This window comes from Caballeronia sp. GAWG1-5s-s, assembly GCF_023631445.1.
GTDB lineage: Bacteria > Pseudomonadota > Gammaproteobacteria > Burkholderiales > Burkholderiaceae > Caballeronia.
The window spans coordinates 21,107-32,980 of the sequence record NZ_JALQDC010000010.1 but is presented as its reverse complement, the minus strand read 5'-3'; the positions used below and the strand labels follow the sequence as shown (position 1 = coordinate 32,980).

The 11,874-nt window shown below is 63.3% G+C and carries 12 protein-coding genes and 1 tRNA gene; 7 read left to right on the top strand and 6 right to left on the bottom strand.

What is annotated here, in order from left to right:
• Positions 1 to 9 precede the first annotated feature (9 nt).
• Genes pstB through phoR form a run of 4 tightly spaced genes read left to right on the top strand, consistent with a single transcriptional unit; the run spans position 10 to position 3,727 of the window.
• Complete coding sequence (gene pstB / locus NCR34_RS09615) at positions 10 to 885, top strand: phosphate ABC transporter ATP-binding protein PstB (protein ID WP_244846880.1); 876 nt, start codon at positions 10 to 12, stop codon at positions 883 to 885.
• A gap of 42 nt (positions 886 to 927) precedes the next feature.
• Entirely contained in the window at positions 928 to 1,632 is a 705-nt protein-coding gene (gene phoU, locus NCR34_RS09610) for a phosphate signaling complex protein PhoU (RefSeq protein WP_250499721.1), read from the top strand.
• A gap of 40 nt (positions 1,633 to 1,672) precedes the next feature.
• Positions 1,673 to 2,374 (top strand): phosphate regulon transcriptional regulator PhoB, encoded by a 702-nt coding sequence (gene phoB / locus NCR34_RS09605; RefSeq protein ID WP_159836615.1) that lies wholly within the window; start codon positions 1,673 to 1,675, stop codon positions 2,372 to 2,374.
• 39 nt (positions 2,375 to 2,413) lie between these two features.
• Entirely contained in the window at positions 2,414 to 3,727 is a 1,314-nt protein-coding gene (phoR, locus tag NCR34_RS09600) for a phosphate regulon sensor histidine kinase PhoR (protein ID WP_250499720.1), read from the top strand.
• A 44-nt stretch (positions 3,728 to 3,771) separates the two neighbouring features.
• On the opposite strand, the gene ppk1 is transcribed toward phoR, so the two are convergent.
• On the bottom strand, positions 3,772 to 5,835 hold the full coding sequence (ppk1, locus tag NCR34_RS09595; RefSeq protein ID WP_175944377.1) for a polyphosphate kinase 1: 2,064 nt from the start codon (positions 5,833 to 5,835) through the stop codon (positions 3,772 to 3,774).
• Positions 5,836 to 6,104: 269 nt separating this feature from the next.
• Between ppk1 and ppx the strand changes: the two genes are divergently transcribed.
• Complete coding sequence (ppx, locus tag NCR34_RS09590; protein WP_175944374.1) at positions 6,105 to 7,613, top strand: exopolyphosphatase; 1,509 nt, start codon at positions 6,105 to 6,107, stop codon at positions 7,611 to 7,613.
• Positions 7,614 to 7,628: 15 nt separating this feature from the next.
• On the opposite strand, the gene NCR34_RS09585 is transcribed toward ppx, so the two are convergent.
• Both NCR34_RS09585 and NCR34_RS09580 read right to left on the bottom strand, forming a co-directional pair.
• Complete coding sequence (locus tag NCR34_RS09585; RefSeq protein ID WP_250499719.1) at positions 7,629 to 8,450, bottom strand: GNAT family N-acetyltransferase; 822 nt, start codon at positions 8,448 to 8,450, stop codon at positions 7,629 to 7,631.
• Between the two features lie 126 nt (positions 8,451 to 8,576).
• Positions 8,577 to 9,035, bottom strand: a complete 459-nt coding sequence (locus NCR34_RS09580) for a SixA phosphatase family protein (protein WP_250499718.1) — start codon at positions 9,033 to 9,035, stop codon at positions 8,577 to 8,579.
• Positions 9,036 to 9,156: 121 nt separating this feature from the next.
• On the opposite strand from NCR34_RS09580, the gene NCR34_RS09575 reads away from it, so the two are divergent.
• Positions 9,157 to 9,233, top strand: a tRNA-Pro gene (locus NCR34_RS09575).
• Between the two features lie 62 nt (positions 9,234 to 9,295).
• Positions 9,296 to 9,469 (top strand): hypothetical protein, encoded by a 174-nt coding sequence (locus NCR34_RS09570; RefSeq protein ID WP_250499717.1) that lies wholly within the window; start codon positions 9,296 to 9,298, stop codon positions 9,467 to 9,469.
• Between the two features lie 261 nt (positions 9,470 to 9,730).
• On the opposite strand, the gene NCR34_RS09565 is transcribed toward NCR34_RS09570, so the two are convergent.
• The 3 genes from NCR34_RS09565 to NCR34_RS09555 form a co-directional block, all read right to left on the bottom strand.
• The gene (locus tag NCR34_RS09565; RefSeq protein ID WP_502800067.1) at positions 9,731 to 10,051 is read right to left on the bottom strand and encodes a hypothetical protein; all 321 of its coding nucleotides are present in this window, start codon (positions 10,049 to 10,051) and stop codon (positions 9,731 to 9,733) included.
• 28 nt (positions 10,052 to 10,079) lie between these two features.
• Positions 10,080 to 10,790: a peptidoglycan DD-metalloendopeptidase family protein gene (locus NCR34_RS09560; protein ID WP_250499716.1), complete on the bottom strand. Its 711-nt coding sequence runs from the start codon at positions 10,788 to 10,790 to the stop codon at positions 10,080 to 10,082.
• 119 nt (positions 10,791 to 10,909) lie between these two features.
• Positions 10,910 to 11,815, bottom strand: a complete 906-nt coding sequence (locus NCR34_RS09555) for an aldose epimerase family protein (RefSeq protein ID WP_250499715.1) — start codon at positions 11,813 to 11,815, stop codon at positions 10,910 to 10,912.
• Between the last annotated feature and the right edge of the window lie 59 nt (positions 11,816 to 11,874).

Sequence of the window (11,874 nt, the reverse complement as noted above, 5' to 3'; positions counted from 1 at the left end):
AGTGATTCCATGAACATGGTCGAAAGTGGTGTCAGCCACCTGAATTCGAAGACTGAAGACAAGCCGGTGGAGCGCGGTCCCGCGCCGGGCAGCGTACGTCCGACGCATGGTTCGCAGCCGGCGGATTCCATCAAGCCGAAGATCGAGGTGAACAACCTCAACTTCTTCTACAACAAGTATCACGCGCTGAAGAACATCAACTTGCGCATTCCGGAGAAGAAAGTGACCGCGTTCATCGGTCCGTCGGGATGCGGCAAGTCCACGCTCTTGCGCACGTTCAACAAGATGTACGCGCTCTATCCGGAGCAGCGCGCGGAAGGCGAGATTCTGATGGACGGCGCCAATCTGCTCGACACGACGAAGGACATTTCGCTCTTGCGCGCGCGCGTCGGCATGGTGTTCCAGAAGCCGACGCCGTTCCCGATGTCGATCTACGACAACATCGCGTTCGGCGTGAAGATGTTCGAGCAACTGTCGCGCTCGGAGATGGACGACCGCGTGGAATGGGCGCTGACCAAAGCCGCGCTCTGGACCGAAGTGAAGGACAAACTCACGCAAAGCGGCTACGGGCTCTCGGGCGGCCAGCAGCAGCGTCTGTGCATCGCGCGGGGCATCGCCATCCGGCCGGAAGTGCTGCTGCTCGACGAACCGTGCTCGGCGCTCGATCCGATTTCCACAGGCCGCATCGAAGAACTGATCGCGGAGCTGAAGAGCGACTACACGGTCGTGATCGTCACGCACAACATGCAGCAGGCCGCGCGCTGCTCGGACTACACTGCTTATATGTACCTCGGTGAATTGATCGAATTCGGCGACACGGAAAAGATCTTCATCAAGCCGGCCCGCAAGGAAACGGAAGACTACATCACGGGCCGCTTTGGCTGATCGGCCGGTCAGCGAACGAACAAAGGACTACAGGAGCAGAACATGTCCGATAAACATCTGTCGAGCCAGTTCGACGCCGATCTGAACGCGGTGTCCTCGAAAGTGCTGGAAATGGGCGGTCTCGTCGAGTCGCAGATCACCGCGGCTATGCAGGCGCTGAACGAATTCGACGTGCAGATCGCCGATCAGGTGATCACGGCGGAAGCGCGCCTGAACACGATGGAAGTCGAGATCGACGAGGAGTGCAGCAACATCATCGCGCGCCGTCAGCCGGCCGCGCGTGACTTGCGTCTGCTCATGGCGATCTCGAAGACCATCACGAATCTCGAACGCGCCGGCGACGAAGCCGAGAAGATCGCGAAGCGCGTGAAGCGCATCAACGAAGACGGCGCGGGCCGCACGGTGAACATCGCGGAAATCAAGCTCTCGGGCGAGATGGCCGTGTCGATCTTGCGCCGCGCGCTCGATGCGTTCGCGCGTCTCGATACGGTCGCCGCCGCGCAGATCGTGCGCGACGATAAAGCCATCGACGAGGAATTCCGCGCCTTCGTGCGCAAGCTCGTGACGTACATGATGGAAGACCCGCGCACCATTTCGGCGGGGCTCGATTATCTGTTCATCGCGAAAGCGGTGGAGCGCATCGGCGATCACGCGAAGAACATCGCCGAGTTCATCATCTACATCGTGAAGGGCACGGACGTGCGCCACATCTCGCGCGACCAGCTCGAACGCGAGGCGCTCAGTTAATCCAACGATTCACTTCAAGCAAAAAGGTCAAGAGGTGCCGATGCCCAGCAGTATCCTCGTCGTCGAAGACGAACCCGCGATCTCCGAACTGATCTCGGTGAATCTGCAACATGCGGGACATTGCCCGATTCGCGCCTATAACGCGGAGCAGGCGCAAAACCTGATCAGCGACGTGCTGCCCGACCTCGTGCTGCTCGACTGGATGCTGCCCGCGAAGTCCGGCATCGCGTTCGCGCGCGAGCTGCGCAACAACGAGCGCACGAAGCATATTCCGATCATCATGCTCACCGCGCGCGGCGACGAGCAGGACAAGGTGCTCGGACTCGAAATCGGCGCGGACGATTATGTGACCAAGCCGTTCTCCCCAAAAGAACTGATGGCGCGCATCAAGGCCGTGCTGCGCCGGCGCGCGCCGCAGTTGACGGAAGACGTCGTCGCGATCAACGGCCTGCGGCTCGATCCGGCGACGCATCGCGTGGCGGCGAATCATTCGGGCAACGACATCAAGCTCGATCTCGGGCCCACGGAATTCCGCCTGCTGCATTTCTTCATGACGCATCCGGAGCGCGTGCACAGCCGCACGCAGCTGCTCGATCAGGTCTGGGGGGATCACGTGTTCGTCGAGGAGCGCACGGTCGATGTGCATATCAAGCGTCTGCGCGCCGCGCTCAAGCCCGCGGGCTGCGATGCTATGATCGAAACGGTACGCGGCAGCGGCTACCGGCTCGCGAAGGGCGCGTGAGCCCGCGCGCATCTTCGCCTTCTTCGATCTCCCGACAACATGAACATCATCTGGACGCGTTCCATCGTGTCCCTCGCGCTCCTCGCGGTGCTGTGCGCCGCGATCGGCGCATTCGCGGGCGTGCGCGCGGCGCTCGCGGTCGCCGTCGTCATGCTGGTCGTGCAGAGCTTCGTGAGCACGTATCACACGCAGCGGCTGTGGCGTCTCCTGGACGCGCCGGTGTACGGCCAGGTGCCGAGCGCGCTCGGCATCTGGGGCGAGATCTATTACCGCCTGCACAAGCTCGCCAAACGCTGGCACGCGCAGGTGCGTCAGGTCGAGCAGCAGCATTCGCGCTTCATCCAGGCGATTCAGGCATCGCCGAACGGCGTGGCGATGCTGGACGATCACGACCAGATCGAATGGTGCAACGCCATCGCGGAGAAGCACTTCGGGCTGGACGCCAAGCGCGATCTGCGACAGCACATCACGCATCTCGTGCGTCATCCGGATTTCATCCGCTATCTGAATTCGCACCGTTACGAAGAGATGCTCATCATGCGGGGCATGGGCGCGAACCGGCAGCGGACTGTCTCGGTGCAGGTGTTCCCGTACGGCGAGAATCGCAAGCTGATTCTCACGCAAGACATTACCGAACTCGAGCGCACCGACTCCATGCGCCGCGATTTCGTCGCGAATGTCTCGCATGAACTGAAGACGCCACTCACCGTGCTCTCGGGCTTTCTCGAAACGATGCGCGAGTTGCCGCTCGACGAAGCCGACCGCGCGCGTTATCTCGACATGATGAACCAGCAGGCCATGCGCATGCAGAACATCGTGCGCGATCTGCTCGTGCTGGCGAATCTGGAAGGCGATGTCCATCCGCCCGGCGACGAGTTGCTCGACATGCGCGCGGTGCTGCGTCATCTGGAAGACGACGCCAACAGTCTTTCGGGCGGGCGTCATCGCATCCATTTTCATAACGACGACGCGCTGACCGTGGCCGGCGCGGAAACCGAACTGGTCAGCGCGCTCGGCAATCTCGTGACCAACGCGGTGCGCTACACGCCCGATGGCGGCAGCATCGACGTCTCATGGGAGCGCGTGGACGATCGCGCGGTCTTTACCGTGCGCGACAGCGGCCTCGGCATTCCGGCGGAGCACATTCCGCGCTTGACGGAGCGTTTCTATCGCGTGGATCGAAGCCGTTCGCGCGATACGGGCGGCACGGGTCTCGGGCTTGCCATCGTCAAGCATGTGCTGCAACGACATCATGCCGATCTCGACGTGAAAAGCGAAGTGGGGCGGGGCAGCACGTTCACGGTGCGCTTTCCTGCGTCGCGCACGGCGTTGCGCAAGTCAGTGGCGGCTTGAGTCTGCACGGCGCGCTGCGCTGTTGCGCGCCGTTCCTTCATGAATCACGAACAGAACTTCGCGAGCAGTCCCAACTGTGCGTTGCGCAGCGCCTTGCCCGAACGGCGCTTGCGATAGTGCCCGTCGCTTTGCATGACCCACGCCGATTGATTGTCGCCGAGACACACGGACAAGCCTTCGGCAATTACGCGGCGCTTCAGACGCCGGTCGCGGATCGGGAACGCCACTTCGACGCGGCGAAAGAAGTTGCGATCCATCCAGTCGGCGCTCGACAGATACACGTCTTCCTTGCCGTTCGCATAGAAATAGAAGATGCGGTGATGTTCGAGGAAACGCCCGACGATCGAGCGCACCGTGATGTTCTCCGACAGATCTTCGACGCCCGGCTTCAGCGAACACACGCCGCGCACGATCAGGTCGATCTTCACGCCCGCATGCGATGCCTCGTAGAGCGCCGCGATCACGGTCGGCTCCAGCAGCGCGTTCATCTTCGCGACGATGCGCGCCCGCCGGCCCGCGCGCGCATGTTCGGCTTCGGCGCGAATCGCTTCGATCAGCTTGGCGTGCAGCGTGAACGGCGACTGCCATAGCTGATGCAGCGCAAGCTCGCCGCCGATGCCCGTCAACTGCTGGAAGACGTGATGCACGTCTTCGCACATCTGCTGATCGGCGGTCATGAGGCCGAAGTCGGTATAAAGACGCGCCGTGCGCGGATGATAGTTGCCGGTGCCCAGATGCGCGTAACGCTTGAGCACGGTCTTGCCGCCTTGCGACACGCGCCGCACGATCAGCATCATCTTCGCGTGACACTTGTGGCCGACGACGCCGTAGACGACATGCGCGCCCACCGCTTCGAGTTGCGACGCCCAGTTGATGTTCGTTTCTTCGTCGAAGCGCGCGAGCAGTTCGACGACCACCGTCACTTCCTTGCCGTTGCGCGCGGCCTGCATGAGCGCGTCCATCAGCGGCGAATCGGTGCCGGTGCGGTAGATGGTCTGCTTGATCGCCACCACTTGCGGATCTTTGGCCGCTTGAAGCAGCAGTTCCAGCACGGGCTGAAAGCTCTCGTACGGATGATGCAGCAGGATATCGCCCTGATCGATGGCATCGAAGAGATTGGTCGTGTTCGCAATCGACTTCGGCACCGACGGAATATGCGGCACGAACTTGAGGTCCGGCCGGTCGACCATTTCGGGCAACTGCATGAGCCGCACGAGATTGACGGGCCCGTTCACGCGATAGCAGTCGCGCGGATTGAGCTGGCTTTCGTCGAGCAGGCGACGAATGAGATGCGGCGGCGTTTCCGCGGATACTTCGAGCCGCACCGCATTGCCGAGATGCCGCGCGGGCAGTTCGCCCTGCAACGCGACGCGCAGGTTCGTGATTTCGTCTTCGTCGACGAAAAGCTCGCTATTGCGCGTAATGCGAAACTGATTGCAGTTGCGCACCGTCAGATGCGGAAACAGTTCGCTCACGAAGTGCTGCATGAAAGAACTCAGCAGCACGAAACCATGCGGATAACCCGAAAGCGCCTCCGGCATGCGCACGAGGCGCGGCAACGCGCGCGGCGCCTGCACGATGCCCATCATCGCCTGGCGGCCGAACGCGTCGGTGCCTTCCAGTTCGACGACGAAGTTCAGGCTCTTGTTCAGCACGCGCGGAAAAGGATGCGCAGGATCGAGCCCGATCGGCGTCAGCACCGGCAGCAGTTCGTTCTGGAAGTATTCGCGCGCCCACGCGGTCTGCTGTTCGGTCCAGGTCTCCGCGCCATGAAAATAAATTCCTTCCATTTCGAGCGCGGGCAGTACCGTCTCGTGCAGCATCGCGTATTGTTGATGCACGAGGCGTTGCGCGCGTTCGGAGACGAGATCGTAGACGTGTTGCAGCGACATGCCGTCCGGCGAGAGCGTGCCGGGGTTGTCGCGCATCTGCTCCTGAAGCCCGGCCATGCGGACTTCGAAAAATTCGTCGAGATTGCTGCTCGTAATGCAGATAAAGCGCAGACGTTCGAGCAGCGGCACCGATGTGTCGGCGGCTTGCGCCAGTACCCGCTCGTTGAAACCTAAGATGCCTAGTTCACGGTTGAAGAGCGGATAACGTATGGACATCGGCTGGGCGTAAGGTGTCTCGATCGGAAGGGCAGAAAAGCGTTCGGATGATCTCACACTAGGATGTCTTTATTGTGACAGAACGATTTTCACAAATTCTACTCACATTGCGGATAGCGTCGCTAGCGGGCGCGCGCGTTCCCGGTTCCGGTTCGCGCTTCCGTTCGGTTTCCGATCTTCGCGCCTGCATGAAATAAAATCCGTGTCTCTCGGCAGCGTGTCTCTGGCACGCGGTTGCGCTTCCTTACTTCGCGATTTCTGGATATCCGATGGTCACACATCCTCATCTTCTCGCCGCCGTCGACCTCGGATCGAACAGTTTCCGGCTGATCGTCGGCCGGGTCGAGGAAACGCCCGCGGGCAGCCAGATCTATCAGGTCGATGCGTTGCGCGAGCCGGTGCGTCTCGCGGCCGGTCTTTCGAAGGACAAGATGCTCGATCGCGCGTCGCAGTTGCGCGGCTGGGATGCGCTGAAGCGTTTCGGCGAGCGTCTGCGCGACTTCCACCCGGATCAGGTGCGCGCGGTCGCCACCAACACGCTGCGCGTCGCAAAAAACGCGCACGACTTTCTGATCGAAGCCGAAATCGCGCTCGGTTTTCCGATCGAAGTGATCGCGGGCCGCGAGGAAGCGCGCCTCATCTACGCGGGCGCGGCGCATTCGGTGCCGGCGAGCGCGGGCAAGCGGCTCGTCGTGGATATCGGCGGCGGATCGACGGAATTCATCATCGGCGCGCATTACACGCCGATTCACATGGAAAGCCTCTATATCGGCTGCGTGAGCCACAGCCGCCAGTTTTTCCCGGCCGGCAACGTGGACGAATACACGATGCGGCAGGCCGAGCTCGCCGCCAAGCGCGAGATTCAGATCATCTCGCGCGAATACAAGCAGACCGGCTGGGATCAGGCGATCGGCTCGTCGGGCACGGCGCGGGCGCTCGCCGAACTGGTCGAGGCGAACGGCTTCAACGATCCCGAATACACGCACGGCATTTCGCGCGGCGGGCTGGAACGGCTGAAGCGCGCGCTCATCAAGGCGGAGAACGTGAACCGGCTGAAGCTCGTCGCGCTGAAGCCGGACCGCATTCCGGTGCTCGCGGGCGGGCTTTCCATCATGCTCGGCGTGTTCGAGGAACTGGGGATCGAATACGTCGATACGACCGACGCCGCGCTGCGCCTCGGCGTGCTGTACGACCTGCTCGGCCGCTCGCAACATCAGGACATGCGCACGGTGACGGTCGAAGGCTTCAAGCGCCGTTACGGCGTCGATGCCGCGCAGGCGGAGCGCATCGGCAATCTGGCGATCAGCTTCTACGACCAGCTCGGCGAGCCGGACGGCGAGCGCAGCGTGGAGAACCGCATGTTTCTCGCGTGGGCGGCGTCGCTGCACGAGATCGGCTTGTCGATCGCGCACAGCGCCTATCACAAGCATTCGGCGTATATCGCGAGCAATGCCGACATGCCCGGCTTCTCGCGCACGGATCAAGCGCGGCTCGCGGCGCTCGTGCTCGGTCACGCGGGCAAGCTCGGAAAGCTCGCGCAGGCGCGCGGCGTCGACTGGACGCTGCTGTTCTGCCTGCGACTCGCCGCGCTTCTGTCGCGCCGCCGCACGGATGTCGGCCTGCCCGGCATCGAAGTCAAAGCCGCGGGCGGCGGCTTCGAAGTGCGTCTGCCGAGCGAGTGGGTGACGAACAATCCGCTGACCGACTACAGCCTCGCGCAGGAAGCGATGGAATGGGAAAAGATCGGGCGGCCGTATCGCGTGATTTACACCGACTAACCGCCCGCCCGATGCTCAGCGTCCCGCATCGCCCATGAAGTGCCGCGCGTAACGCGCGTTGATGTCGGAGAGGCGGAATAGCGTCAGAAAATCCGCCGTGTTGAAGTCCGGGTCCCACGCCGGCGCGCCGCAAATCTTCGCGCCGAGGCGCAGATAGCCTTTGACGAGCGGCGGCGGGCTCACCGCGACGCCCGTGCGCAGTTCCTCGACCGGCAGCGGCGTATGCGCGAACGCGCGGTACTCATGCGCGGCGAGCGCGTCGGCGGGCAGCGAAGCGTACAGATTCGCGGCGTAATGACCGCCGTCGTTCATGCCGACGCTCGCGCAGCCGAGCATCGTCTCGTAGCCGTTCTGCATCATGTACGTGGCGAGCCCGCCCCACAGCGACATGATGACCGCGCCGTTGCGATAGTCCGGATGCACGCACGAGCGGCCCACTTCGACGAGCTTCGGCCGCAGATGCGTGAGACGCGACACGTCGAATTCGCTTTCCGCATAGAGACGGCCGATGCGCGCGGCCTGATGCGGCGGCAACACGCGATACGTGCCGACCACCTTCAGCGTATCGAGATCGCGCACGAGCAGGTGATCGCAATAGGCGTCGAAGGCGTCGACGTCGAGGCCGGCGGGGCCCGTCAGACGCGCGCCCATTCCCTCGGCGAACACGCGGTAGCGCAGACGTTGCGCTTCGCGCAGCGCGTCGTCGGAGCGCGCCCACGCGACCTGCAAGCGGTGCTGGCCCGTGACGGTTTCGGCCGTGCGCGGAAGGTGGCGGCGCAAATCGAGCGAGAGCGATGACGCTCCGAAGGGCAGGAAAGGCGTCGGCAGATCGTGCATTGGCATTCCTCGGCGGAAAGGTGACTAACTTTCCGCCAATGTAAGGATGCCGGGTGACGCTCGCATGGCTTGGCAGTGACGTTTCGATGAAACGACATATGCCTCGACGCCCCGCGATTTAGACGCTCAGAGCAGGTCCGGACACATCACCGCGCGCACCACGACTTGCCCGTCGCCGCTGCGCGCGCGGCCCTGAAACCACCAGATGCCGCTTTTCTTGATGGACCAGTCCGCTTCGTGTCCGGTCAGAAGCAACGCGGCCACGCGCCCGAGCGTCGGCTGATGCCCGATCACCACGACGGTCTGTCCGACGCCATCCGGCCAGCCGGCGGCGTCGAGCACGTGCTGCGCGGTCTTGCCGGGCGCGAGATCGTCCACCACGCGATAGCGGTCGCCGAACGCTTCGGCCGTCTGGATCGTGCGCGTGGCGGGACTGGCGAGAAACAGAGCGTCGTCGTCGATGCGCGCTCGTAGCCACTTCGCCATGCCTTGCGCCTGCTTGCGTCCGCGCGAGGTGAGCTGACGCGCGAGGTCGCTCGACGCCTGGTCTTCCGCTTCGGCGTGACGCCAGAGAATGAGGTTCATCGATCGTCTCCAGAATGGATGGCTTCTGCGAAAGGCTTAGAACGTTGCGTGCCCGCTCGTCGCGTCAATGCGCGGACGCATTTGCGGATATGGGGCATCGACGCTACAATACGCGGCTCGTCGGAGCGTAGCGCAGCCTGGTAGCGCATCTGATTTGGGATCAGAGGGTCGAAGGTTCGAATCCTTTCGCTCCGACCACGATACAACGAAGGGGTTACAAGTCTCGGCTTGTAACCCCTTCGTCTTTTCCAGGAAACCTCATGCCGCGTATCGCTTTGTCGTTCGCATGCTCCGCCGTCTTCGCGCTCGCGCTATCCGCGTGCGCCGATTCCTCCAGCCAGAAACATGCTCCGCAAGATCCGCCCGACTATCACGGCGTGCCGACCGACACGCGTCCGCCGTCGATGTTGATCGCGCCTACTCAGCCGCAGTGATGGCGACGCGAATCGGTCATAACGACTGAGTAAGAGACTCTAACGCAGACCGAGGCGAAATTTTTGCGGCACGGTTATGATGGGGCAACTCGTCGCAACTGAGTTTTGCCATGAATCTGTTGTGGGTTTTCGCTGCGGTCGCGCCTCTCGCGCTTGCTTCGCTTTTCGGGTTCGCCGCCCGCATCGATCCGGCGTCGGGTCGCTGGCGCGCGCGAACGAGTGCGCGAAAAGACACGCCTTCGGACGCTTGAATGCGCGAGCCTACTGCTTGCAGCGGATCACCATCGAACGGTTCTTGATGTTCGCGCCGAAGATGCCCGCCACCGATCCGCCGGAAGTCGCGCCGTTGTCGGCGTCTTTCGAAATCACGTCGTAGCCGTACGCGCCGCACACTTCTCCCGCTTGCTTGTAGCACGCCGCCCAGCTCGTGCTCGCGTCGCTGCCGCTGCAGTTGATGGCGAAGCCGGTGTCGCCCGAGGGCAGGTAGGTCATCGTGGCGGTGTGCGCGCAGCCGGTCAGCGCGCCGCTCAAGGCCGCCGCCGCGAACAACGCGGCCGCGGTCATCGTGTTTGCGAATCTCATTGTCTTCCTCGTAACGGCCGCGCGCCTCTTAGCGCGGCGGCAAATAGCGCGACGGGTCCGTCGAGCGGCCCATGTAGCGCACCTCGAAGTGCAGCATCGTGCGATCGCTGTCGGTGTCGCCCATTTCGGCGATCTGCTGCCCCTGCTGCACCGTCTGGCCTTCCTTCACCAGCAGCGTGCGATTGTGGGCGTAGGCGGTCAGATAGTCGTCGTTATGCTTGACGATCAGCATGTTGCCGTAGCCGCGCAGGCCGTTGCCCGCATAGACGACACTGCCTGTCGCCGCCGCCACGACCGGCGTGCCCGCCGAGTTCGCGATGTCGATGCCTTTCGAATTCTTGCCGTCGAAGCCGCGAATCACGCTGCCTTGCGCCGGCCATACCAGCGAGACGCCCGGACCCGGTTTCGCCGGCGCATCGGCCTTTGCTTCGCTCTTTGCGCTGGTGCCTGCGCCGGCCGAGGCCGCGCCGGACGCGCTCGCGCTGCCAGCAGGCGGCTCGACGCGCAGCACCTGGCCGACTTCGATGGCGTCCGGATTCGTGAGCGCGTTCCACCGCGCGATGTTCCTGGTCGACGTGCGGTTTTCCCGCGCGATCTTCGAAAGCGTGTCGCCGCGCTGCACGCGATAGTATCCCGGCGCGACCGGGGCTGATCCGCACGCGGCGAGGATCGTGACCAACGATGCGACCAACGATGCGACGACCGATGCGCGGACGACCTGTCCAATTCTTTTCTGCAAAACCTGACCTCGTAGAGCGCCGCCGCGCGTCGGGCGGCGGCGGATAGGAAGGCAGGATTTTACCGTCCCGCATTTCTGCGTACAGAAAGGCGCCCGCTATCGCGAGCGCGCGCTGCCGCTTAGGCCGCTGACGTGACCACGAGCCGAAGCGACGCGGTCTCGGTCTTGCCCGGCGCGAGCCAGCGCAGGCCCCGGCCGTTGTGGATGGCGTCGGGTAGGCCGATCCACGGCTCGACGCAATAGAAGTCCGACGTATCCGACTCGGTCCACGTCGTGACGGCGTACCACGGCACCGAATCCGGCTGTTGCAGCTGGAAGCTCACGGTGCGGTTCGGCAGCACGAGCCGCACGGGTTCATCAGAAGGCCCGGTCAGGCAGTGAAAGCAATCGACGATACTCGCATCCGCCAGCGAATAGCGCGGCGCGCCGGTTTCGGCATCGGTGATGGAGCCGTCCGGCAACTGACGCCGCCGCTCCGTGCGCGGCAGCTCGACGCTGCTTTGCGCGCGCTGATCGTGCGGCAGATGAAAGTAGAAGTGATGCCCCGCGTAGTAAGGCAGCGCGACTTCGCCCGGATTGGATGTCGTGAGTTCGACCTCCAGCGTCACGCCATCGATGAGACGGTAGGCCGCCTCGAAACGGAATGCGAACGGGTAGCCCTCGCGCGTCGCGTCGCTGTCCACGAGCGTCATGCGCACGCCGTGGCCGTCGGCATCGCGCGTGGAAGAGAAGGGCAGATTGCGGGCGAAGCCGTGCGTCGGCAGCGCATGCACGGCGCCGTCCGGATCGCGCCACTTGCCGATCTCGCCATCGACGAAATGCCGACCGAGAAACGGGAACAACAACGGATTGCCGCCGCGAATCTTTGCGGCATTCGACCAGGCGATTTCGTCGAGCGAATCCGGCCAGTGGATGACCGGCTCGCCGCCGACGCGCCAGGTCATGAGCCGGCCGCCCGCATGCGGCGCGAGCTGGATGACCGCGCCGTCGCGCTCGATTTCGATGACGTCTTTCTCGGATGACATGATGGCAACGCACTCCGTTCAATGGCCGACTGGTTCAAGGATTCGTCGATTCTGCCTTG

Coding starts and splice junctions, on each gene's coding strand:
- NCR34_RS09585 (WP_250499719.1), bottom strand. CDS start 8,450: ATGCACGATCTGCCGACGCCTTTCCTGCCCTTCGGAGCGTCATCGCTC.
- ppk1 (WP_175944377.1), bottom strand. CDS start 5,835: ATGTCCATACGTTATCCGCTCTTCAACCGTGAACTAGGCATCTTAGGT.
- phoB (WP_159836615.1), top strand. CDS start 1,673: ATGCCCAGCAGTATCCTCGTCGTCGAAGACGAACCCGCGATCTCCGAA.
- NCR34_RS09580 (WP_250499718.1), bottom strand. CDS start 9,035: ATGAACCTCATTCTCTGGCGTCACGCCGAAGCGGAAGACCAGGCGTCG.
- phoR (WP_250499720.1), top strand. CDS start 2,414: ATGAACATCATCTGGACGCGTTCCATCGTGTCCCTCGCGCTCCTCGCG.
- ppx (WP_175944374.1), top strand. CDS start 6,105: ATGGTCACACATCCTCATCTTCTCGCCGCCGTCGACCTCGGATCGAAC.
- pstB (WP_244846880.1), top strand. CDS start 10: ATGAACATGGTCGAAAGTGGTGTCAGCCACCTGAATTCGAAGACTGAA.
- NCR34_RS09570 (WP_250499717.1), top strand. CDS start 9,296: ATGCCGCGTATCGCTTTGTCGTTCGCATGCTCCGCCGTCTTCGCGCTC.
- NCR34_RS09565 (WP_502800067.1), bottom strand. CDS start 10,051: ATGAGATTCGCAAACACGATGACCGCGGCCGCGTTGTTCGCGGCGGCG.
- phoU (WP_250499721.1), top strand. CDS start 928: ATGTCCGATAAACATCTGTCGAGCCAGTTCGACGCCGATCTGAACGCG.
- NCR34_RS09555 (WP_250499715.1), bottom strand. CDS start 11,815: ATGTCATCCGAGAAAGACGTCATCGAAATCGAGCGCGACGGCGCGGTC.